Origin of the sequence: Martelella mediterranea (assembly GCF_021021415.1) — a bacterium.
GTDB lineage: Bacteria > Pseudomonadota > Alphaproteobacteria > Rhizobiales > Rhizobiaceae > Martelella > Martelella mediterranea_C.
Genome location: NZ_JAINWJ010000070.1, coordinates 1 through 22,716, shown reverse-complemented (window position 1 = coordinate 22,716; position 22,716 = coordinate 1). Strand labels below are relative to the sequence as shown.

The window sequence follows — 22,716 nt, the reverse complement described above, 5'->3', positions numbered from 1 at the left end:
CTTCTGATATCACTCAATAACTTTTAAATCGGCCTCTCAGAACCGGTTGCAATTTGAAAAAAGCATTGTCTGCCCGGATTCTGTATATCCAGACATCTTTATCCATTAATTCATTTCCAATCGCCGTATCGTATATGTAGTGCATGTAGGCATTATAATCGTCTGCAAACGAAATGAACGCTGAGTCGATCTCTCCAGACTGCGCGCCCTGAAGGGAATCACCCATAAAGTGCGCTGCGGCGTTCGTGTTACTGCCCCAGCGCCCGATGCCTTCCACGAAATATTGCGGTGGCCGGGTGTCCATCCGGTAGAGGATCGGCACCATGCGACCACTGCTGGGGGTGGCCTTGCAGCGATGGGAGGCCTCGCCGCTGATCTCTATTGACCATTCATTGTCCGGCTTCGGCAGCGCCACAAAGGTAAAGGTGCATGACTGTTCGCCGCGGTGATTGTAAAGGGTCGTTATCAGGTCATTGCCGTCCCGCTCGCCCTTGGCTGCCGAATAGATTTCCAGCGTTTCAAATTGCGGGAGCTTTATCTTGCCAACGGTGCAGGCGCTCCCGTTGCCGCTGAAATCATTGGTGACGCAGTTTTTCTTGCGCGGGGAACTCGCCTTGTGGAGCAGATTGACATTGCCAAATGAAAACGGCACGCCATCGACCTCCTCTGTGTAAGGACCTGTCGTCATCACAAGCGAGGAACTGGCCCATACCGGTGACGAAATCGGCGCCAGCGCGAACAGGAAGGCTGCCATTAGTATTTTTAGGTTTCGATTCATCATGTTCCATCCTTGTATTTAGATGTAAATGTCGGTTTACGAGATATATTAAAAAATACGACTTATTAATTTTTGCTATTTTGAAGATTGTGTCAATATAACTGTAAAGTATAAGTAATATTTATTGAATTATTACTTGTAGATTTTCTTCGAAGGGCTTGGATCGTTGTAATAGGCTCGCCGCAAAGCCCGCATGTCGGTTTACGTTTGAAACCGTTCTTCCTCGACCGACACCGGTGGGCGCCGACTGGCCGTCAAGGTGCCGCCGACATCCAGGACCGCGCCGGGACCAAGCGCGTGCTGAAGTTGTCGCGTGGTCGCTTCCCGGCCGAAGGCTGGTCAGTGGGACAGAGCGAGCGCCTATCTCGGGCAGGTCGGTCGCAATCTTCAAAGCGGCGGCGCGGATTGCGTGCTGATCTGCACAAATACGATGCACATGATTGCAAATGAGGTTTCTGCACATTTTGATATTCCGCTCATCCACATCGTTGATGTGACCGGGCGCGCCCTGAACGCGGCCGGCATGAAGCGCCCGCTGCTGCTCGCCACCCGCTACACGATGGAAGAGGGGTTTTATCGGGATCGTCTTGAGGCCGCCCACGGCATGTCGGCCATGGTGCCGGACGCAGCGGACCGGCAGGCCGTGCATGACATCATCTTCGATGAGCTTTGCTGCGGCATCGTGCGGGATGCCTCGCGAGAGGCCTATGTTGGGACAATCGATAAGGCGAAGGCCGCCGGATGCGACAGCGTTATTCTGGGATGCACGGAGATCGGACTGTTGATCGGGCCTGCCGATACCGATCTTCCGGTGTTCGACTCGACGAAGCTGTATGCCGCCGCGGCTGTCGATTTCGCTTGCGCGGAAGATCAGGACCGATTGCGGGAACCGGCCTGAGGGCTGAGCGCCGATGGCATGTAAATTGCTTCATCAATCCGTCAGGTAGGGTGCTGAACACGGCCTGCTATTTGGCAAAAGTTTCTAAAGAACGGAGGCGCCGCGCAAACCGCTTTCTCATTTCAGGGGGCAAAGACTGCTAGCTGCTATCGACATCGCATCACAGCAAGGCAGGTGTCACTTGACCAACGATCTTTCACGAAACAACAAAAGAAAGACCACAGAGGAGAACGACATGAATGGACTTCGAAAATCGGTACTGGCGCTTTCCGCCGGCATAGCGGCATCGGCGCTTGCGACGGGGTTTTCGTTTGCTGCAGACGGTGATCCGATCAAGGTCGGCTATCAACTGCCGCTGACGGGCTCGACCGCGCAATACGGCAAGGATTTCCAGACGGCTGCCGAAATCGCGCTGGAAAAATTCAATGCGTCCGGCGAACTGCCGGTCCCGGTGGAAATCATCTACGAAGACTCGCGTTCGGATGCCAAGGAAGGCGTCACGATCGCACGCAAATTCGCCGACAATGACGAAATCGTCGCGGTGCTGGGCGATTTCACCTCGGGCGTCTCGATGGCATCGGCCCAGGTCTATCAGCGCGAAGGCGTGCCGCAGCTTTCCCAGACGGCATCGCATCCCGATTATACGAAGATCTCGCCCTATCAGTTTCGCAACATCACCACCCAGGCCCAGGAAGGTCCCTTCAACGCCGACTGGATGAATGAAGAAGGCTACAAGAAGATCGCCGTCATTTCCGAGCAGACGGATTGGGGCCAGACCGTGGTCGACAACTTCGCCGAAGAGGTGAAGGCGAATGGCGGCGAGATCGTTTTCTCGGAATATTTCAATCGCGGCCTGCCGGATTTCCGCTCGATCATCACCAAGATTGAGCGCGCCGAGCCGGACGCGATCTATACCGGTTTCTTCTACGAGGACGGCGCCAATTTCCTGAAGCAGGCCAAGCAGCTCGGCCTCGACATCCCGATCTTTTCCACCTCGGCAGCCTATAGCCCGCAATTGATCGAGCTTGCGGGCACCGATGCCGACGGCCTGCACCTGACGGCGACCTTCATGCCGAACGACGACCGCCCGGAAGTGCAGGAATTCGTGGCCGCCTGGGAAGAAGAGCGCGGCGACCTGCCGGGCCAGTTCCCCGCCCAGGCCTATGACGCCGTCAACATCATGCTCGACGCGATCGTCAGGGCCTATCCCGACGTCACCCGCGACAGCGTGCGCGATGCGCTTGCCGGAACCACCGATTTTCCGGGCGTGACGGGCGTGACGACCTTCGGCCCGGATCGCGAGCCGCAGAAGGAACTCACCAAGGCCGTTGTCGAAGGCGGTGAATTCACCCCGGTCTCCAACTGAGATCGGCGGCGCCCGGCGGTCGCCTGATCTGCCGGGCTCTCCCGCTTTTCCGGAAACGCGCTACACCTGCGTCCTCCGGTCGGCGCCTCTGTGTCCGGACCGGCCCCTCATGCGGAGTTACGCATCTTGCTTGATCCATATTATCTGCAACAATTGCTCATCGGCCTCTCGCTCGGCGTCACCTACGCCTTGATGGCGATCGGGTTCACGCTGATCTTCGGCGTTCTCAACGTCGTCAACTTTGCCCATGGCGAGGTTTACACGATTGGCGCCTTCGCCGGGCTGCTGGCGATCACGGCGTTTGCGCCGCCGCTGCTGATCGTGCTGTTCATCGCGCTGGCCATCGGCGCGCTCGCCGGTTTCGGTCTCGAACGGATCGCGTTTCGTCCGTTCCGGCGGTTTTCGGATGAGGCGTCGCTGAAATCGCGCGCCATGCGCGAGGCGACGCTGATGTCGTCGCTTGCGGTTTCGATCGTGGTGCGCGAAGCGCTCGAGCTGATCTTCGGATCGCAAATGCAGGCCGTGCCGTTCGATTACATGATCAACAAGCCGATCCAGCTCGGACCGGTGACGATTTCTAACGGCGATATCATCATTCTGGTGGTCGCCATCATCATGCTGGGCGGACTGCAATATGTCCTGAAGCGCACCCGGATTGGTCTCGCCATCCGTGCGGTTTCCAACAACGCGCTCGGCGCGAAATATGTCGGGATCAACACCGACATGACGATCGTCTCGACCTTTGTCGTCGGCTCGATGATGGGGGCCGCCGCTGGCCTGCTTGTCGGGCTCTATTACGGCGCGATTTTCCCGGCCATGGGTTTCGTGCCGGGCATCAAGGCGTTCGTGGCGATGATCATGGGCGGTCTGACATCAATCCCCGGTGCGGTGATCTGCGCCTTGCTTCTCGGTCTTTCCGAAGGCCTGGCCACGACATTCATCTCGTCCAACTGGTCGGATATGGTGGCCTATGGCTTCCTGATCGTCACCCTCATCTTCTTCCCACGCGGCCTGTTCGGCGCAAGGAGGGAGCGTGTTTAAGCTGCCGTCCTCCCGCCTTTTGTCCGTCGGTCTGCCGCTCTTGCTGCTGTTCATCATCGTGCCGGCGGCTCTTTATGGCTTCGATCGCGGCTATTTCTATCAGATCGCAAGCCTTGTTCTGATCTTCGTACTGCTGTCGGCGTCGCTCAACATGGTCTCCGGCACCTCCGGCCTGCTGCATCTCGGCCATGCCGCCTTCTACGGCGTCGGCGCCTATACAGCCGCTCTTCTCGGCGCCGACTACGGGATAGGTTTCACACTGGGCCTTCCGCTCGCCGGGCTTATCGCCGCGTTGATCGCCTTTCTGGTGGCGCTGCCGACCATGCGGCTGGTCTCGATCTATTTCGCCGTGGCAACGCTCGCGATCGGGCAGATGCTCTATCTCATCATGCTGAACTGGGTCGGCTTCACCAAGGGACCGAACGGCGTCATGCTGTTTGACGGCATGAGCGTGTTCGGCTTCTCCATCACCTCCGACACGGGGATTTATTTCGTCGTCGCCGTTGTCGTGACAGTTTCGATCTTCCTTATCCACCGCATCAGCCACTCCTATTACGGCAATGGGCTGAGAGCGCTGCGCGAGGACGACCAGTGCACTGATGCGATGGGCGTGAACACCGTCCGGCTGAAGATCGAAGTGTTTACGCTTTCGGCCTTCTTCGCGGGTCTCGCTGGCGCACTGTGGGCCTACACGACGGGCTATATTTCGCCGAAGGACTTCGATTTCTCGGTCTCGATCCAGATCCTGGCGATGGTGGTCGTCGGCGGGCTCGGATCGCTGCCGGGCGCGATCATCGGCGCGGCGCTGCTGATCCTGCTGCCGGAAGTGCTGCGCGATGTCGGCGACTTCCGCAACATCGCGGTCGGCCTCGTCATGTTCCTGGCCATCCTGTTTCTGCCCAAGGGCCTCTTCGGCGAAGTGCCTGCGCTCTCCCTGGTCCGTCGCCAGTTTGGCGACCGCTGGGCCGCGGCCCCGGGCGACAAGAAGGTGGGCTGGCGATGAACGTGCTCGAAATTCAAAACCTCTCGCGCCATTTCGGCGGGCTGAAGGCGGTTGACGACATCACCACCCATGTCGGCGAAGGTGAACTTGTCGGCCTGATCGGGCCGAACGGCGCGGGCAAGACGACGCTGTTCAACCTGATTTCCGGTTTCACGCCGGTATCTGGCGGCAACGTCCGGTTCAAGGGCGAGGACATTACCGGCCAGAAGCCCTTCGCGATCGCCAAGCGCGGCATGTCGCGCACCTTCCAGAATTTGCGCATCTTTCCCAACATGACCGTGTTCGACAACGTCTCCGTCGGCGCGCTTGGCGCCACCGGCATGAATTTCTTCCAGTCGATTGCAGGCGGCAGGAAACGCGCCGAGACCATTTCGGAGGCTAGCTGGAAGGCGCTGGAGATGACGGGTTTGACGGAGGTCGCCGACGATCTTGCCGCCAACCTCTCCTATGGCCGCCGCAAATATCTGGAAATCGCCCGCGCGCTGGCGATGGATCCGCAATTCCTGATCCTCGATGAGCCGGCGGCGGGCCTGAACGACACGGAAACGGCGGAGCTCGCGACCTTTGTCAAACAGCTCAACGCTGACGGCCTGCCGATCATGCTTGTCGAGCATGACATGAACCTGGTGATGAGCATCTGCGAAAGGGTCGTCGTCATCGCGTCGGGCCGCAAGATCGCGGATGATGTGCCCTCCGTGGTTCGCAATGATCCCGTTGTTCTGGAAGCTTACCTTGGAGGCGACGAATGAGCGCGGTACTCGAAGTCGAAAACCTCACCGTTACCATGGGCGTCCAGCAGATCCTCCATGGCGTCTCGCTGAGCGTCGAGGAGAAAGGCATTTACGGCGTGCTCGGCTCCAATGGCGTTGGCAAGACCACGCTGATGCGCGCCATTTCCGGCATCTACAAGCCGGATGGCGGCACGATCCGCTTCAAGGGCGAGGTGGTCAGCGGGTTGCCGAGCCACGCCATCGTCAGGGCGGGCATTTCCCAGGCCCCGGAAGGCCGCCAGATTTTCTCCAACATGACGGTGCGCGAGAATCTGCTGATCGGCGGTGGCCGGCACGGACTTTCCGAACTCGATCATGTCGCCAGCCTGTTTCCGATCCTGAAGGAGCGCATCAACCAGGAGGCCGGGTCGCTTTCCGGCGGCGAGCAGCAGATGCTCTGCATCGGTCGGGCCCTGATGGGAAAACCGGAGATCCTGCTGCTGGATGAGCCCTCGCTCGGCCTCGCACCGAAAATCGTCAAGGCGATCTTTGATCTCATCGAGAGAATCCGCAGCGAAGGCCTGTCGATCCTGATCGTCGAGCAGAACGCCAAGTCGGTTCTGCGGATCGCGGATCAGGCCGCCGTGATGGAAGGCGGCAAGATCGTCCTGCAGGGCGATGCCAAGGCGCTTGCCGCCGATCCACGCGTCGCGGAGGCCTATCTCGGAGGTCATGCGCATGTCTGAACAGCGCCGTATCCCGATCATCGAGCAGCGCCGCATCGAAGCCAATGTTCTGGCAAGCGTCTACGAGGAGCTGAAGGCGCGCCGGGGCGAGGCCGAGGCGCGTTCCGTGATTGGCGAAGCGGTGACGCGGGCGGCGATCCAGCAGGGCGAAAGCTTCGCCGGCGAACTCGACCGCCCTGCGGATTTCACCGATTTTTCCGCGATCCTTCCCAACTGGACGGCTGGCGGCGCGCTGGAAATGACTGTGCTGGAGGCGGGGCCGGAAACACTCTCCTTCAACGTCACCCGCTGCCGGTATGCGGAAATGTATCGGGCAATGGGGCTTGGCGACATTGGCGATCTCTTGTCATGCAATCGCGACGGCGCGTTTTGCGAGGGCTTCAATCCGAAAATGAAGCTCAGACGCACCCAGACGATCATGTCCGGGGCGAGCCACTGCGATTTTCGCTACTCCATGGAAGACGAGGCGGCGCAATGACGCCGGCCAACAGGGAAGCTGAACAGAGATGCCTACATCCTTGAAGATATCCGACGCGCCGCAGGAAGGGCGCGCGGGGCTTGCCGCACTTGAAGCGCGTGTGAAAGACGATCTTGCCGTCCTCAAGCTTCCGCCCGAGGACTGGACGGCCAGGAAGACCGCCGCAGATGGCGCGCCGCTTTATGACGTCATCATCGTCGGCGCCGGCATGTTCGGGCTTTCCGCCGCCGGCAGCCTGAAATTCAAGGGTATCCGCAACATCAAACTGCTGGATCGCGCGCCCGAGGGCAAGGAAGGGCCGTGGGTAACCTACGCGCGGATGTTGACCCTGCGCTCGAAAAAGGACCTGCCCGGTTCGCCCTTCGGCATCCCTTCGCTGACCTTTCGCTCGTGGTACGTTGCGGCCTTCGGTGCGGATGCCTGGGAGGCGCTCTATAAAATTCCGAATTCCGTATGGCAGGACTATCTGATCTGGCTCAGAAACGTGCTGGAACTGCCGGTCGACAATGGCTGCGATGTCGTGGGCCTTGCTCCCTATCCGGACCATGTGGCGCTCACGACCGCGGATGGGCGGGTATTCAGGGCCAAGCGCGTTGTGATCGCCACCGGCCGTCCGGGGGCCGGCGGCTTCAACCGCCCTCAGGGTGTGGCGGCCGACCTCTGGCCGGATCTGGCGGCGCACACCTGTGAAATGATCGATTTCGGCCGTCTTGAGGGCAAGTCCGTCGCCGTCATCGGCGCCGGCTCATCGGCCTGGGATAACGCCGCGACGGCGCTGGAGACCGGGGCAGGGCGGGTCGACATGTTCTGCCGCCGCAAGGCGCTGCCGCAGCTGAACAAGGGGCGCGCCAACGCCAATCCCGGTTTCTTCGCCGGCTGGCGCGGCCTTTCCGATGCGAAACGCTGGAAAATGGCGGTCTATCTTGAGCGCGTCCAGACCCCGCCGCCGCATGAAACTGTGCTCAGAACGATTGCCCATGACAATTTCGAGGTGCATTTCGGCAAGCCGTTCAGAACGATCGCGCGCGCCGGCGACCGCGTTGAAATCACCTTCATGGAAGGCGAAATCAGGCATTTCGACTTCCTGGTCCTCGGCACCGGTTTTTCCGTCGACCTGGCCCGGGAGCCTATGTTCTCCGCGCTGAAGGACCGCATCCTTACCTGGGGCGATTGCTATCAGCCGCCGGAGGGCATGGCCAATGCCGGCCTGGCCCGGATGCCCTATCTCGGCGAGGGTTTCGAGCTCAGGGAGCGCGGCATTGAAAAAAGCGCGCTTGAGCGCATCCACATCTTCAATACCGGCTCATATCTGAGTTTCGGCACGCTTTCGCTCGATGTGCCGAGCGTCAATCCCGCCGGCGAGCATCTGGCCTCGCATATCGCCAGCCATCTCTTCGTCGACGACTTCGACGTTCTGTTCGAGCGCCTGAAAGACTGGGAAGAAGAACACGAACTGGCCCCGACGCCATTCTATGCGCCGGACTATGTCAACCGGGCATAAAGGCAAAGCGCTGCCAACGACGCTTGCCTCAGGATCGATTGAGCGGCTCGTCCGGTCCTCGACCCTGTTGATCATATGGGTTCTAATCACTGATCCTTGGTATAGGTCGCTGAGCCTGCGGGACGCACCGATCTGCGTTCGATCAGGCGTACGGGGATGAAGTGGTGGGAGGAGGGCGCGTTTGCGGGGCCGGTGATGGCGTTCAGCGTGGCCTGTGTCAGCGAGGACAGCGACTGGCTGACGGTGGTGAGCTGGTGCGAGGACCAGTCGGAAATTGGCGCGTCGTCGAAACCGATCACGGAGACGTCTTTTGGAACGGACAGGCCGAGTTCGTGGCGGGCCGTGTTCATCACGCCCAGCGCGATTTCGTCGGTCACCCCGAAAATTCCGTCGATGCCCGGCTTGGCGAGAAGCCCGCGGGCGGCCTCGACGCCGGTCTCGTAGGTGTTGCGCCCCCGGCTCCACTGGGTGACCGGAACATGATGATCCTTCATCACGGTGATGAACGCTTCCGCGCGCGCCAGTTTGGCCGACGTGCGGGAGCCGGACAGGACAACGGTCACGTTGCTGCAACCGGCCGCAATCAGCCGCCGCGCCGCCAGCGCGCCGCCGGCTGCCGAATCCGCCTCGATCTGATCGACAAGACCGATCTTCTCCGGCAGCGGCCGGTTGATGAGAACGAGACGCGTGCCATTGGCCGCCGCCAGCCGCATCAGCGTATCCGGCACGGCCCCCGACAGGAGGACCACCGTGCGCACCCTGTATTCAAGCAGCTTGGCAACGGCATTTTCCATGTCGTTCTGCTGACCCGCCAGATTGAGCAGCATGCATTGCAGCCCGTTTGCGTAAAGCGCCGCCGTCAGCGCATCGACCTGCGCGGAAATATAGGGGTTGGAGAGGTTCGCGCCGACAAGGCCGACGAGATCCGAGCGTTCCTTGTGCAGCGTGCGGGCCAGAAGATTGACGCGGTAGCCAAGTTCCTCCGCCGCCTGCATCACCCGGGCGCGGGTCTTGGGCGCCACGCTCGCGCCTTCGGTGAATGTGCGCGAGACGGCGGAGCGGGAGACGCCGGCGAGACGGGCGACATCGCCCGCGGAGATGAATTTCTCGGCCATGCGCCACCTATATCGCGTTTTCCGCGCCAAACAGGTTGCGCCGCCTGACCTCTTCGGCAAGGGCGAGCATCGGCGGCAGCGGGTAGGTTTCGTCAAGCCCGCGCAACTGCCTCAGATGCGCAAGAGCGCTCTCGAAACTGGCGAACCGGTCACGGGCGAATGTGGAAAGCCACAGTGCGATCAGCGCAACCGAGCGCGAGCGTCCGCCGCGGCAATGGACCAGAATATTGCCCTTGCGATGGCTTGGGTAATGCGGTTTCGCGGGGACATAGCCGCGCATCAGGCCTTGGATGGTGAACACGGCCGCCGCCAGAAGATGCGGATCGTTGCCCTCGCCGTCGATCATCCCGATCTGGTAGCGGCGGATATGGGTGCCGTCGGAAAGCGTCAGCGGTCCGGGTAACATGTTGATCGAGACGTTGAGGGTTTCCGTGATCCCGGCGTCGAGAAGGCAATCGGGGTCTTCGGCGGCCGCAAGATTGCCGAGAAACAGCGTCTTTGCGTGCGGTCCGACGCCTTCGATGACGGGGAAGAGAAGCGGTCGATCATCCTCGCGCGCTTCACCTTCAGGCACGTGGGCGGGAACGCCGAGGCGCTTTTCTGTCATGGTCTAAATCTCCGTCTCGCGTTCCAGTCTTAGGCGTTCGCCAAGGCCACGCGCAAGTTCCGGAGCGGTGGTCATGTCGACAAAGGCGGGCAGAACCTGCCGCGCGCCGCAATGATCGGCAAGTGCAAGAACGTCGCCCTTGCGCGGATGGACGTTCCACGGAAGCCAGACGGCCTCATTGCGCTCTATCAGGGCACGCGCCGGCGCGCCGCTCGGGACGTGGCTTGAAAATATCAGGCGAAAATCCCTCCTTTGCAGAAGTGCAGCCGCAAGACCGGCCTCCGCGTTGGATTCCGTCGCGACGATCACCTGGTCAGGCGCTGCGCTTTCCCCGTCTACAACGGGGAACGCCCTGCCGGTCGCCGCCTCGACTTCCCTGGCGATGGCCGCGCTGACATGGACGTCATGTCCGCATGAGGCCATTGCAAGCACCATATCGGTTCCCCGTCCGGCGCCCGGACAGCAGAGCACAGCGCCCCCTTCGGCATAGTCGGAAATGGCCGCGATCTGGTCATCGAGATCTTCCGCGCGGTCGCCATAGGATGCGTCAACCAGAAGGGTCGACGCCGGCGGGGGATAGTCGAACGTCATGCCGCGCGATTCAAGGCTGATGTCGCCGGTGTAGACGAAACCGCCCGCTGCCGTCTCCATATGAAACCAGACCCCGCCGGGCGCATGGCCGCACCGTCCGGTGGTCAGCCTAAGCCCGCAGGCCTCGAAGGAACCCTGCTCCGGAATGACCCGTGCAGCGTCCGCAGGCAGACGGCCCTGAAGGAATTCCAGTGTTCGGCCGGTTGCGAAGACGGCAGGATTGCCGACCGCATCGAGACGTCCGATTGACCCGGCATGGTCGCAATGCGCATGGCTGAGGAGGATCGCATCAACCGCGCCGATGGCGTCGATATCGGGGTGCTCGTCCTTATCGAGGCCGTCGCCGAAATCGAACAGGACGCGCTTGCCGGCCGCCTCGACGAGAAAGATGGCCGCGCTCTTGCGGTTCAATCCGCTGATCACTGTCAGTCGTGCCAAGGCAATACACCTTGCGGAAGTCTTCTTGCGAAGGTCAGGCTGACGAGCATCAGCGAGAGAATGACCACGACCATCAGGCAGCCGACGGCGGCGGCCAGCGTCGAAGACCCGGCTTCCTCCAGGAAGATGATCATCGGGCCGATGGTTTGCGCGCGCGACGAAACCAGCAGGACGGAGGTCTGGATCTCGTTGATGGCGGTCATGAACACCAGGATCGCAGAGGCAGCCGCCGCAGGCGCAAGCACCGGCAGGATGATATCCTTGAGTCTGCGGAAGACACCCGCGCCGACCACCTGTGCCGCCTCATCCAGCGACCGCTCGATCTGCGCGAACCCGCCAAGGATCGGTTGCAGCGCCAGCGCCAGGAAATTCGAGAGGTAGGCCGCAAGGATGACCCAGATCGTGCCGTAGAGACTTGTGCCCAGGACGGGCAGCGGCTTGAGGAAGAACAGGATCATGGCCACCCCGATGATGATGCCGGGCAGCGCGTAGGCAAGCTGTGAGGAGAGATAGAGCAGGCGCGGGGTGACGCCCTTGCGCCAGCTCAGGAAATAGCCGAGCGCGACTGAAGTCGGAATCAGGATGGCGACCGCAAGACCAGTCAACCAGAGGCTTGTGAAGAAGGCCGCGCGAATGCCCTCGTGATGGAAGATCGCGTTGGAGAAATTCTCGAAGGTTAGCGTCTCCAGATTGAGCGGTTGTCCGTAACCGCGCACCAGAGCAGAAGCGGCCAGCGCCGAAAGCGGCAGCGCCAGTGCAAACAGAAGGTAACCCCATGCCAGAGCAGTGACGGGAAGGCGGAAGCGCGAGAGCGGAAATTTGAACGGTCTGGAGGCGCCATTGACCCGCTGGTCCCCCATGCGGCTCAGAAAGCCGGCAAGCCCCATGCCGAGAATGGTCAGCACGGCCAGCAACAGCGCCAGAAGCGCCATGTCGTTGAGCGCCGAGGGTCCATAGGCGTTGAGCTGCCGGTAGATCAGCGTGATCAGCGTCGGCACGCGGGCCGGAATGCCGAGCATGGCCTGAATGCCGAAATTGCCGATCGACGACACGAAGGCCAGAGCCGCGCCTGCGAAAATGCCGCCACGGATCAATGGCAGGATCACGCCGATTGTCGCGCTCAGCGGCGTGGCACCCACCGCGCGGGCCGCTTCCACCAGATCGGCGGGCACGCGGCGCAGATTGGCGCGGACAGCCAGAAACACCAGAGGCGCGTTATAAAGGCCGAGCAGAAGAACGATCCCGCTCGCGGAATAAAGCGGATGCCGCATACCGGGTTGAAGGGTAATGCCCAGAAGGTTCATGACCGGGCTTGCCGGCGAGAAGGCCTGGATCCAGGCGAGCGCGATGACCTGCGGCGGGATCATCAGCGGCAGAACGAATCCGAACACCCATGCGGTTCGCCCGCGCATGTCGCTCGCGCCGACAAGAAGCGCCGCGATCGTTCCCGCGACCGTCGCAAGGGCTGTGGCCGCCAGCGAAATCCAGATCGTGTTGACCGTCGCTTGGAACACGCGGCGACCGCCGAGAACGTCGGCGATACGGCTGAGCTCGAAGCCGGCGCCCGTCACAAAGGCCGCGTAGACGAGCCGTCCGAGCGGCAGGATCGACAGGACGCCGACAAACAGCGCCAGCATGAGCATCAGCGCACGCTCGTTCTTCAGGAGCCCGGAAAGGGTGGAGAGCGTCCATGAAGGACGCCCTCCGGCTGCTGTGGTCGACAGGGACATTGCGATTACAGACCGAAGATCTCGGCGAACTGCTCGCGCACCTTGTCGTTGTTCTTCACGGCTTCGTCGACGTCATAACCGATCAGCTTCATCGAGGAGAGATCGGGATAGCCCTCGGGTGCCGCGACGCCCGGCAGAAGCGGGATATTGCCCTGGGTGGAGACCAGTTCCTGACCTTCCTTCGAGAGCAGGAAATCGACGAACTTCTTCGCGGCTTCCTCGTGTTCGGTCGTGCTCATGATGGCAACCGGCTCGCCGATGAAGGATACGCCTTCCTGCGGCGCGATATAGTCGACCGGCGAGCCGTCGGCCTTGGCGCGCAGCGTGTTGGCATCGACGATGATGGCGTATTTGGCCATGCCGGAGGCGACAGCCTTGGTTGCCGGACCGTTGCCGCCCTCGGGCACGATGTCGAGATCGTTCAGCCCCTCATAGAAGTCCCAGCCGATTTCCGGCGTGTTGATCAGGGCATGCAGGTGGTTCAGCGCCGCACCCGAATAGAGCGGACTCGGAACGGCAATCATGCCGCGATTGTCTTCGACCAGAAGGTCGTTCCAGCTTTCGACCGGCTCCGCGATCTCGGTGTTGTAGGCAATGCCCGTGGTGATCGCCTTGGTGCCGAAGAAGGTCATGTCCTTGTCGTAGGCGGCCTTGTCATAGCCGTCTACCGGGGCGTCCGGATAGGCCATCAGATGGCCTTCGGCCTTCAGCGTGCCGAGGTTGATCGGATCGGCGACGAGCAGGACGTCGGGCTGGATATTGCCGGCTTCGATTTCGGCGCGCATCACGTTCATCAGCGCCGAGGTGCCGTTGCGGGTCCAGTTGACCTTGATGTCCGGATTGGCGGCCTCGAAGGCGTCGACCGTCTGCTGGGCCTGTTCCGGCGGCTGGCTGGTGTAAAGCGTGATGGTTTCCTCGGCATGGGCCGCCGTGAAGGCAAGCGTGCTGATGGTCGCAAGGGCAAGCATGGAAAGTTTCATCGGGGATATCCTCGATTGTTGGTGCTCAGTGGGAGGCTTCTTCTGCTTTCGGGTCCGGCAGGACCCAGCCGTCGGCAAGCGTGACGGCCACGCGCTGCCCGGCTTCGATGCGTGCCGGGGCAGGGACGTTCATGAAAAAGGTTTTCTCATCCGGGCCGAGCGAAAGCTCGACCCGCAAAATGTCGCCGCGATAGGTGATGCGGCGGATGGTGGCGGCAAGGCCGCCTGTGTCTGTCAGCTTCAGATCGCCGGGGTGAAAGGCAATCCGCGCTTCGTCGCGGGGCATTGCCGAAGGCCGGTTCCGCACACGCACCTGTTCACCGAAGAAACGGACGAAGCCATAACCGCTGCGATCGGGCCGGAAATCCGTAATCGGCGCGATCTGGCCTTCTCCGATGAAGGTCGCGACCATGTCATTTGCCGGCTGGCTGTAGAGTTCGGAAGGGCTGGCGAACTGGCTGATCTTTCCCTTGTCCATCACGGCCACGCGGTCGGCCAGCGCAAGCGCCTCCGACTGATCATGCGTGATGTAGAACATCGTCGCGCCCGAGGCCTTGTGGAAGCGGGCAAATTCTTCCTCCATCTCGCCGCGCAGATGGACATCGAGATTGGCCAGTGGCTCATCGAGAAGGACGAGACCGGCATCCATCGCCAGGCAGCGGGCGAGCGCCGTGCGCTGTCGCTGGCCGCCCGAAAGTTCGGCTGGCCGTCGATCCGCAAATGCTGTCAACCCGACCGTCTCGAGAACGCGGGCCGTGCGCGCCTCGCGTTCGCTACGCCCCAGCCCCTTGACCTTGAGGCCATAGGCGACATTGCCGGAAACCGTCATATGCGGCCACAGCGCATAACTTTGAAAGACAACGCCGATACCGCGTTCTTCCGGGGCCACATGGCGACCACCGCCGGAAAGGAGCGTGTCTCCGACCCGGATTGCGCCGCGGTCGATCTGCTCGAAGCCGGCAAGGGCGCGCAGCAGCGTGGTCTTGCCGCAACCGGACGGGCCGAGGACCGCGACGAACTCCCCCGAACGGATTGAAAGCGAAATGCCGCGCAACACGTCGGTCTTGCCGAAAGACTTGTCGACGTTCTCGATTTCGATCGCGCTCATAATGTCTATTCCGAGCTGTCGGTCGCAGTCGGACGAACCGCTCTGTGACCCGTGGGAGGCGTTTTGCAATGCTTTGCAATCTTCGCCACCATCAATGCACCGGCCGTGTGACAGTTCTGTTTCAGTGGGTTTTCGGTTTTATGAAAATTGGCTTTTGGCCTGCACCGACGCTCTTTGCGATCTCGGCGGGCGCGATGCCCGAAGCGACCCCCCGCCGTGCATCGTCTTGCAATCTAAGAGATTGCGCTGGGCCGGTCCGTAGACCGGCTGCAGTTCGAGCAGGTGACGGGCGCTCAGCGCAAACCGATCGCAACGATCTGAAGGGCCCTAAAGCGCGCTGCCGCTGCTGTCGCGGATCGCCAGTTCGGGCTCTATCATCGTAACGCGCGGAGAAGGCAGTTTGCCGGATGCCGCGATCAGCTTCAGAAGCCGTTCGATCGCGAGTCTTGTCAGGATATCGATCTCATAGCTCACGCTCGACAGCGGCGCGCTCAGGAATTCGCTCATTTCAAGATTGTCGAAACCGATCAGCGCGACATCTTCGGGGACACGGAGCCCATGCTTCTGGCACCAGCGCACCGCGCCGACAGCGATATAATCATTGGCCACGAAAACGGCGGTGGGCCGGTTTGCGGCGGCCATCAGCGTATCCATCGCCCAGTATCCGGCAGCCGGGCCATAGCCCGCGGGCGAGACCTGCAACTCGGGATCGAAGCCGATGCCGGCGCTTGCAAGCGCCTGAACGTAGCCGTCGAACTTTTCATGGTTGCCTTCGGAGGCATTGCTGTCGAGCGTGCCGATGCGCCGGTGCCCGAGATCGATGAAATGCCTTACGGCCTTGTAGACGCCGACTTTTTCATCAACGCCGACCATATCGACGCCGATATCCTCGCCGCAGGTCAGCAGCACCACCGGAAAATTGGCCCGGCGCAGCTTGATCAGATGCTCGAAATTGCGATCGCCGCGCGCGGGGTAGATCAGCATGCCGTCAACCTGGCGCGAACGGAACATTTCGATGGCAGCGACTTCCTCGCGCCGCGTATTGTTGGAGGTTGCAAACAGCGTGCCGTAGCCGAGCTTTGCCAGTTCCTTCTCGATCATCCGCGAAGTCTCGGTGAGGATCGGGTTGGTGATATCGGCAAGCACGAGGCCGATGGTCTTGGTCTCGCGGCTGGTCAGCGACTTGGCGACGTGATTGGGCAGGTAGTTGAGTTCGCGCGCGGCGGTGCGGATGAGGTCACGCGTCGCCTCGGGAATGCGCGGGCTGTCGCGCAGGGCAAGAGAAACGGTGTTTTTGGAATAGCCGGTCCGGGCCGCGATATCGGCGAGCCGGGCCCCTGAATTGCCCATGCCTGACAGTCATCCTTTCTGCGGTGGGCCGCCGGCCCGAAGACCGGCAGGCTCGAATTCGTCTCAGCGGCCTTCGCGGTGAAGGCGCTCGATCGCCTCGAACTGCAGGCAGCCGGGCTTCATTTCCATCAGTTCGATGCGGTTGCCGTCCGGGTCCTCAAGCCAGGCCTGACGGTTTCCGTCGAGCCCTTCCTTGATCGGCGACAGCAGCGTTATACCCGCTTCCTCGATGCGGGCAACCGTGCCGTCCAGGTCCTCGATCGTGAAGCACATGTGGTTGACGCCATTGGCGTTCCAGCCCGGCGCCCGGTCGTTTTCGGCGCCCGGGAAAATCTCCAGATACTGGTCGTCGGTGATCCTAAGATAGACCAGCCACGGCGTGCCGTCGTCATTGTGCAGACGCAGCATCTCCGGAAAACCCAGGCGTTTTTCATAGTAATCCAGTGACTTTTCGAGGTCTGTCACCTTGATGGCGACATGCCCGATGTGAACGATACCCTTCATGAAACTCCTCCCGCGCACGTTTTTGAAGATAGGGACGTTACCGGGCAAGGTGCGGTGCCCGGGATCGTTTCCGGCTTGTAGTACCGGTAATACGAACAGGTTTTAGCCAAACCGCATGACTTGTCAATGCCGTCTTCAGTCCCAGTCGGGCGCCCAATCGAAATCGATATAGCGCCGGCCGCACTCGACCCTGGCGATCGTCGCCATATCCTCATCGCTCAGCGTCACCGCCTGTGCGGCGAAATTGCTCTTCAGCCGCTCCGGCTTTCCCGATGCCGGTATAACCGCATGACCCTTGGCCATGGACCAGGCGAGCGCAAGCTGTTCGACGGTGCAGTTTTTCTCCGCAGCCAGCGGCTCCAGCACGGGGTCGCCCGCGAGCTTGCCCCTGGCAATCGGCAGGTAGCATGTGACGGAAATCCCATGTACCCGGCAATAATCGGCCAGAATCCGGTTCTGGAGGTAGGGGTGGCACTCGAACTGGTTGTTGACGATCCTGAGGTCTCCCAGCATCGTCTGGGCCTCGGCAAGGAGAAGCCGGGTAAAATTCGAAACCCCGATCATCCGCGTCAGACCGGCAGCGTGCGCCTCCGCGATCTGTTCGACATAGGTCGAAAGCGCGACCTTGTTCTTCGGCGAGGGCCAGTGCAGCAGGGTGAGGTCGACCTGATCGAGGCCGAGCCGGTCAAGGCTCTGCCGGAGCGACGGCGCCAGCATGCCGGGGCTGAAATTCTCCGTGGAAATCTTGGTCGTGACGAACACGTCTTCCCGTTTCAGCCCGGATCGGCGAAGGGCCTCTCCGCATTCGCGCTCCGTTTCATAGGTTTGCGCGGTATCGATGTGGCGGTAGCCGATTTCCAGCGCCGTCAGGATCGCGTCGATACCGGCGGATCCCGTACGGTCGAACGTTCCGAGCCCCATTAACGGCATACCATATTGATTTCTCTTCATATTTCTCCTCCACCCTGTTCTTTCAACCGTTCCTCCGCCGGCGGCCGGCAATGCAGGCGACAGCCGGAGCTTTTGGCGCGAAAAGCGTGCTCGCCGATTTTCCCTGTTGACCGGAATACGAACATAGCCATATGTTACCGGTAATACAACATTGATGGGAGCGATGTTGCAGGAAGCCGCAAACCCCGACGCAAGGGGCAGGCGGAAAGGGAGGAACATGCGTATTCGGTGGAGCCGATGGTCGCCCCAGCTCGCGCTGGCGCCGGCGGTCGCCATAACATTCGTCGCCTTTTTCGGGTCGATGCTCTGGACCATCTATCTGAGCTTCACCCGCAGCCGGCGGTTTCCGGATTATGCCATCGACTGGGGCGATTGGTCGCGTCAGTACGAGCGTCTGTTCAAGGATGACGCCTGGATCATCTCGCTGAAAAACCTTCTGATTCTCGGTGTCGGCAGCACGCTTGCGATCGGCTTCGGTTTCATTCTCGCCTGCCTGATCAACGCCGAGAAGCGCGGGGAGGGCGTCTTCCGCACGGTCTTTCTCTATCCGCTCGCCGTGTCGCTGATCGTCACCGGCGTCGCCTGGCGCTGGCTGTTCGATCCGAGCCTCGGCCTGCAGAATTTCTTCCATTCGATCGGAATGGAATGGGTGCGGTTCGACTGGCTGTCCTCCGGCGATACCGCGATCTACGGCATCATTCTCGCCTCGATCTGGCAGGGCTCCGGCTTTTACATGGCGCTGATGCTGGCCGGGCTGAAGGGCATCAATTCGGAAATCTGGAGTGCCGCCAAGCTCGATGGCGTCGGCACGTTCCGCTTCTATATCGAGATCATCGTGCCGATGATGCGCTTCACCTTTCTCACCTGCGCCATCCTGCTCTCGCTCGGCGTGGTCAAGGCCTATGACATCGTGGTCGCGATGACCAATGGCGGACCGGGGCAATCGACCTATGTGCCGGCCTATTTCACCGTCAACGCCTACTGGCAGAAATCCAATCTCGGCTATGCCTCCGCAGCCGCGGTCATCATGCTGCTGATCACGCTCGCCGTGTTCCTGCCGCTGGTGATGCTGACGGCCTGGCAGCAGCGCCGCAAGGGGAGGCCCGCATGACGCTTCCGACAGATGCCGGACCGACAGCGCCGTTTCCCGCGGCAAGGCCGCGCGCGGTCACCGATCGCCCGGTCTATTTTCCCCGGCCGAAGAAACGGATCAGTCCGCGGTCGATCGCCATCCTGGTTTTCCTCGTCATGTGCGCAGCGTTCTTCTGCCTGCCGCTCTACGTCATCGTCGTCACCTCTCTGAAGACCATGGACCAGATCCGCCTCGGCGACATCTTCGCGCTGCCGACGACCTGGACGCTTCAACCCTGGCTGACGGCGTGGAACGATGCCTGTTCCGGGATCAACTGCAACGGGCTCAAGGTCGGCTTCGTCAATTCGCTGATGATCCTGTTTCCCTCGCTGATCCTTTCGCTCGCGGTCTCCTCGGTCACCGGCTATGCGCTGGCGCTGTGGAATGTGCGCTGGGCCGGGCCGTTCATGTTCCTTCTGTTCATGTGTGCCTTCGTGCCGTTCCAGATCATCATGATCCCGCTGATCGTGCTCTCCGGTCTCGTCAAGGTCTATGGCACGGTCTGGGGTATCGCGATCGTCCACGCAATCCTGTCGCTCCCGCTGCTGACCCTGATCTTCCGGAACTATTACAAGGACATACCCGACGAGATCATGCGCGCTGCGATGATGGATTGCGGCTCGTTCTGGCGGGTGTTCGTCGAGATCATCATTCCGATGTCCGGCAATATCCTGATCGTGGTGCTGATCATGCAGATCACCCAAATCTGGAACGACTTCCTGGTCGGACTGACATTCGGCGGCCTCGGCACCCAGCCGATGACCGTCATTCTCGCCAATGTGGTGATCACCACCACCGGTGAGGTCCGCTACAACGAGAATATGGCGGCAGCGCTTCTGACCGCGATCCCGCCGCTCGTCATCTATTTCTTCCTCGGCAAGTTTTTCGTGCAGGGGATCACTGCCGGCGCAATCAAGGGATAATCCATGCCTGAGATCCGTTTCGAACACATCGTCAAGGATTACGGCGCGCTGACCGTGCTGGACGATCTCAACCTTTCCGTCGATGACGGTGCCTTTCTTGTGCTGCTCGGCCCCTCGGGCTGCGGCAAGACCACGCTTTTGAACCTGCTCGCCGGCCTGATCGAGGTCTCGGACGGTCGCATCACCATTGGCGGGCGCGACGTTACCGAGCTTGATCCCAAGGACCGCGGCCTCGCCATGGTGTTCCAGTCCTACGCGCTCTATCCGACCAAGACGGTGCGCGGAAACCTGAAATTCGGCCTTGCGGCGGCCAAACTCCCGAAGGAGGAGGTCGACAAGCGTATCGCCTGGGCGGCGAAGCTGTTGCAGATCGAGCCGCTGCTCGACCGCAAACCGGCCCAGCTTTCCGGCGGCCAGCGCCAGCGCGTCGCCATAGGCCGCGCGCTCGTCAAGAATGTCGGTGTGTTCCTGCTCGACGAGCCGCTGTCCAATCTCGACGCCAAGCTGCGCACCGAAATGCGCCTCGAAATCAAGAAGCTCCATGACGAGCTGAAATCGACCATCGTCTACGTCACCCACGACCAGATCGAGGCGATGACGATGGCGACGCAGATCGCGGTGATGAATGGCGGCGTCATCCAGCAATTCGGCACGCCGGACGAGATTTACGAGCGCCCGGCCAACCTGTTCGTGGCCGGCTTCATCGGCGCGCCGTCGATGAACATGCTGGAGGCGACGCTGACGGTTGAGAACGGCCGCGTCGGCGCGCGGCTTGCCGATGCGGAGGGCTTCTTCGATCTCAGCGATCACGCCTTCGCGGAGCCGCCTTCCGACGGCCGAAAGGTCGTTCTCGGCCTCAGGCCGGAGCATTTCGGGCCGCTTGGGGCGGCATCGGCGGACCAGGCCGTCACCTTCTCGCTGCCGCTGCAATATGGCGAGCGCACGGGATCGGACTCGACCGCTTATTTCAGCATCGGCGGCCGGCTGCTTGCGGTGCGCTGCGATCCGTCCGAACTGGTCGCCGTGCGGACCGGCGAGATTTCAGAAATCGGCTTCCTCAAGGGGAAAGTCCATATTTTCGACGCCCATACCGGGCGGCGATTGTAAGCAACATCTTTGGGAGGAACGAGATGTACAGGAAATCGCTTTTGGGGATCGCCGGCGCCCTCATGATGGGCACCGCCCTCAGCGCCTCGGCCGAGGAGCTCATCGTCTATCACGGATGGTCGACGCCGGGTGAGGTCGGCGCGTTGAACGTGTTGCGCGATGCGCTCGCCGAACAGGGCATCAGCTGGAAGGATCTGGCGATCCCGCACAATTCGGGCGTTAATGTCAGCCTCGTCAACATGGTGACCGGCGGCAACCCGCCGAACGCCTTCGTCGAATCCAACCCCGGCGTCTATCGCGATCTCGCCGATCGCGACCTGTCGCTGGACCTGACCGATCTCTACAATTCCACCGACATCGCCGCCAATCTGGCGCCGATCGTGCGCGAGCTTTCGACCGTCGACGGCAAGTTCGTCAAGGTGCCGGTGGCGCTTCATCTCGACGGCATGGTCTACTGGAACATGGACGTTGCCCAGCAGGCCGGCGTCGATCCGGCATCATGGACCTCCGTCGATGAGATGCTCGCCGATTTCGACAAGGTGCGTGCGGCGGGCTTCGTGCCGGCGGCCGTCGGCAGCCAGGCCTTTCAGGTCGGCTATCTGACCCATGCGATGATCGCCGCGATCGCCGGCCCCGGCATCTATAACCGCATCTACGGCCCCGAGCCGGATATCACCGCCATCGACACGCCGGAGTTCGCCCAGGCCGTCGAGGTGGTTCGCGCCTTCTCGAAGGAAGCGGGACCGGAAGCCCAGAACCGGCCCTGGAACGAGGCCACCAACCAGGTGATCACCGGCAAGGCGCTGATGCACATCATGGGCGACTGGATGAAGGACGAATGGAAGGCGGCCGGCAAGGAGCCGGGTGTCGATTTCGGCTGCATCGTCATCCCCGGCGCCAAGGCCGTGCCGGTGACCTCGGATGCCTTCGGCCTTCTCGGCGGGCAATCGGAGGAAATCACCGAGGCCGAATATACCTTCGCCAGGACAGCGCTTTCGCCGGAAGTCTCCGGTGAATTCGCGCAGAAGAAGGGGTCGTCCCCCGCCCGCCTCGATGCGCCGGCGGACCTGCTCGACGTCTGCAACGAGGTCGTGATCGACCAGCTCAAGGTGCCGGACGGGACGGTTCAGAACCCGTTCAACACCGCCGACAGCGACTGGCACCATGCGATCTGGGACGTGATGTTCGCCTTCTGGAGCGACCAGGACATGACCGTGGATGACGTGCGCGCCGACCTCGCCGATGAATACGACGCGATCTTCGGCTGAGGCCGGGAGCCTCTCCGCCGGATCAGGACCGGTGCTGTGGCCGCGCCGGTCCAATACGAGAGAGACACCAATGGACAAGCGCCTTCTCGACGAAGACAAGGTCATGCAGCTTTGCTTCGTCACCGACAACCTGGAAAAATCGACCGCTTGGTTCGCCGATCTCACCGGCAAGGAACCGGCCCATATCGGCAAGTCGGCCAAAGCCGATATCGCGCAGGCGACCTATATGGGAAAGCCCGCCGAGATCACCTTCCGCCTCGCCCGGTTAACGTTACAGTGCCTGGTGCGGCATAATCGAGGCGGAAATCCACTTAACGAAACGCCCGAAACTGTTCAGGCAAACCGAGCCACCTCAGAGCCGGATTCAAAAGTTCATGACGGGAAACAATAT

22 protein-coding genes and 1 pseudogene are annotated in these 22,716 nt (G+C 61.4%); 13 read left to right on the top strand and 10 right to left on the bottom strand.

Annotation, left to right across the window (positions count from 1 at the left end; translation table 11 throughout):
• Positions 1 to 13: 13 nt before the first annotated feature.
• Positions 14 to 781 carry a hypothetical protein gene (locus K7H91_RS24595; RefSeq protein ID WP_230722809.1) on the bottom strand — a complete coding sequence of 256 codons (768 nt, stop codon included), beginning with the start codon at positions 779 to 781 and terminating at the stop codon, positions 14 to 16.
• A 310-nt stretch (positions 782 to 1,091) separates the two neighbouring features.
• On the opposite strand from K7H91_RS24595, the gene K7H91_RS24590 reads away from it, so the two are divergent.
• From K7H91_RS24590 to K7H91_RS24555, 8 genes are all read left to right on the top strand, one after another.
• The gene (locus tag K7H91_RS24590) at positions 1,092 to 1,676 is read left to right on the top strand and encodes an aspartate/glutamate racemase family protein (RefSeq protein WP_230722808.1); all 585 of its coding nucleotides are present in this window, start codon (positions 1,092 to 1,094) and stop codon (positions 1,674 to 1,676) included.
• A gap of 235 nt (positions 1,677 to 1,911) precedes the next feature.
• A complete protein-coding gene (locus tag K7H91_RS24585; RefSeq protein ID WP_230722807.1) occupies positions 1,912 to 3,042 on the top strand; it encodes an ABC transporter substrate-binding protein in 1,131 nt (376 codons plus the stop codon).
• A gap of 126 nt (positions 3,043 to 3,168) precedes the next feature.
• Complete coding sequence (locus K7H91_RS24580; RefSeq protein WP_230722806.1) at positions 3,169 to 4,083, top strand: branched-chain amino acid ABC transporter permease; 915 nt, start codon at positions 3,169 to 3,171, stop codon at positions 4,081 to 4,083.
• Complete coding sequence (locus K7H91_RS24575; protein WP_230722805.1) at positions 4,076 to 5,086, top strand: branched-chain amino acid ABC transporter permease; 1,011 nt, start codon at positions 4,076 to 4,078, stop codon at positions 5,084 to 5,086. Before K7H91_RS24580 ends, K7H91_RS24575 begins: the two co-directional genes overlap by 8 nt.
• Positions 5,083 to 5,835 (top strand): ABC transporter ATP-binding protein, encoded by a 753-nt coding sequence (locus K7H91_RS24570; protein ID WP_230722804.1) that lies wholly within the window; start codon positions 5,083 to 5,085, stop codon positions 5,833 to 5,835. The genes K7H91_RS24575 and K7H91_RS24570 overlap by 4 nt, the downstream gene beginning before the upstream one ends.
• The gene (locus K7H91_RS24565; protein WP_230722803.1) at positions 5,832 to 6,542 is read left to right on the top strand and encodes an ABC transporter ATP-binding protein; all 711 of its coding nucleotides are present in this window, start codon (positions 5,832 to 5,834) and stop codon (positions 6,540 to 6,542) included. The genes K7H91_RS24570 and K7H91_RS24565 overlap by 4 nt, the downstream gene beginning before the upstream one ends.
• Positions 6,535 to 7,020, top strand: a complete 486-nt coding sequence (locus K7H91_RS24560) for an L-2-amino-thiazoline-4-carboxylic acid hydrolase (protein WP_230722802.1) — start codon at positions 6,535 to 6,537, stop codon at positions 7,018 to 7,020. Before K7H91_RS24565 ends, K7H91_RS24560 begins: the two co-directional genes overlap by 8 nt.
• 28 nt (positions 7,021 to 7,048) lie before the next feature.
• Positions 7,049 to 8,521: an NAD(P)-binding domain-containing protein gene (locus tag K7H91_RS24555; protein ID WP_230722801.1), complete on the top strand. Its 1,473-nt coding sequence runs from the start codon at positions 7,049 to 7,051 to the stop codon at positions 8,519 to 8,521.
• Between the two features lie 86 nt (positions 8,522 to 8,607).
• Here the strand turns inward: K7H91_RS24555 and K7H91_RS24550 are convergent, their stop codons facing one another.
• From K7H91_RS24550 to K7H91_RS24510, 9 genes are all read right to left on the bottom strand, one after another.
• Positions 8,608 to 9,636 (bottom strand): LacI family DNA-binding transcriptional regulator, encoded by a 1,029-nt coding sequence (locus K7H91_RS24550; protein WP_230722800.1) that lies wholly within the window; start codon positions 9,634 to 9,636, stop codon positions 8,608 to 8,610.
• A 7-nt stretch (positions 9,637 to 9,643) separates the two neighbouring features.
• The gene (locus K7H91_RS24545; RefSeq protein WP_230722799.1) at positions 9,644 to 10,243 is read right to left on the bottom strand and encodes a dual specificity protein phosphatase family protein; all 600 of its coding nucleotides are present in this window, start codon (positions 10,241 to 10,243) and stop codon (positions 9,644 to 9,646) included.
• Positions 10,244 to 10,246: 3 nt separating this feature from the next.
• Positions 10,247 to 11,272: an MBL fold metallo-hydrolase gene (locus K7H91_RS24540; RefSeq protein ID WP_230722798.1), complete on the bottom strand. Its 1,026-nt coding sequence runs from the start codon at positions 11,270 to 11,272 to the stop codon at positions 10,247 to 10,249.
• Positions 11,260 to 13,002 carry an ABC transporter permease gene (locus K7H91_RS24535; RefSeq protein ID WP_230722797.1) on the bottom strand — a complete coding sequence of 581 codons (1,743 nt, stop codon included), beginning with the start codon at positions 13,000 to 13,002 and terminating at the stop codon, positions 11,260 to 11,262. The genes K7H91_RS24540 and K7H91_RS24535 overlap by 13 nt, the downstream gene beginning before the upstream one ends.
• 5 nt (positions 13,003 to 13,007) lie before the next feature.
• Positions 13,008 to 13,982 carry an ABC transporter substrate-binding protein gene (locus tag K7H91_RS24530; protein WP_230722796.1) on the bottom strand — a complete coding sequence of 325 codons (975 nt, stop codon included), beginning with the start codon at positions 13,980 to 13,982 and terminating at the stop codon, positions 13,008 to 13,010.
• A 25-nt stretch (positions 13,983 to 14,007) separates the two neighbouring features.
• Positions 14,008 to 15,090, bottom strand: coding sequence for an ABC transporter ATP-binding protein (locus K7H91_RS24525; RefSeq protein ID WP_230722795.1), 1,083 nt, complete (start codon positions 15,088 to 15,090; stop codon positions 14,008 to 14,010).
• A gap of 327 nt (positions 15,091 to 15,417) precedes the next feature.
• Positions 15,418 to 16,440 carry a LacI family DNA-binding transcriptional regulator gene (locus tag K7H91_RS24520; RefSeq protein ID WP_230722794.1) on the bottom strand — a complete coding sequence of 341 codons (1,023 nt, stop codon included), beginning with the start codon at positions 16,438 to 16,440 and terminating at the stop codon, positions 15,418 to 15,420.
• Between the two features lie 63 nt (positions 16,441 to 16,503).
• On the bottom strand, positions 16,504 to 16,944 hold the full coding sequence (locus K7H91_RS24515; protein ID WP_230722793.1) for a VOC family protein: 441 nt from the start codon (positions 16,942 to 16,944) through the stop codon (positions 16,504 to 16,506).
• Between the two features lie 135 nt (positions 16,945 to 17,079).
• The gene (locus K7H91_RS24510) at positions 17,080 to 17,895 is read right to left on the bottom strand and encodes an aldo/keto reductase (protein WP_230722792.1); all 816 of its coding nucleotides are present in this window, start codon (positions 17,893 to 17,895) and stop codon (positions 17,080 to 17,082) included.
• A gap of 217 nt (positions 17,896 to 18,112) precedes the next feature.
• On the opposite strand from K7H91_RS24510, the gene K7H91_RS24505 reads away from it, so the two are divergent.
• From K7H91_RS24505 to K7H91_RS24485, 5 genes and pseudogenes are all read left to right on the top strand, one after another.
• Entirely contained in the window at positions 18,113 to 19,006 is an 894-nt protein-coding gene (locus K7H91_RS24505) for a carbohydrate ABC transporter permease (RefSeq protein ID WP_230722791.1), read from the top strand.
• Positions 19,003 to 19,950, top strand: a complete 948-nt coding sequence (locus tag K7H91_RS24500) for a carbohydrate ABC transporter permease (RefSeq protein WP_230722790.1) — start codon at positions 19,003 to 19,005, stop codon at positions 19,948 to 19,950. The genes K7H91_RS24505 and K7H91_RS24500 overlap by 4 nt, the downstream gene beginning before the upstream one ends.
• Before the next feature lie 3 nt (positions 19,951 to 19,953).
• Positions 19,954 to 21,057 carry an ABC transporter ATP-binding protein gene (locus K7H91_RS24495; RefSeq protein WP_230722789.1) on the top strand — a complete coding sequence of 368 codons (1,104 nt, stop codon included), beginning with the start codon at positions 19,954 to 19,956 and terminating at the stop codon, positions 21,055 to 21,057.
• Between the two features lie 23 nt (positions 21,058 to 21,080).
• Positions 21,081 to 22,325, top strand: coding sequence for an ABC transporter substrate-binding protein (locus K7H91_RS24490; protein ID WP_230722788.1), 1,245 nt, complete (start codon positions 21,081 to 21,083; stop codon positions 22,323 to 22,325).
• Between the two features lie 70 nt (positions 22,326 to 22,395).
• Positions 22,396 to 22,716 (top strand): annotated as a pseudogene (locus K7H91_RS24485) (hypothetical protein); the annotation flags it as partial.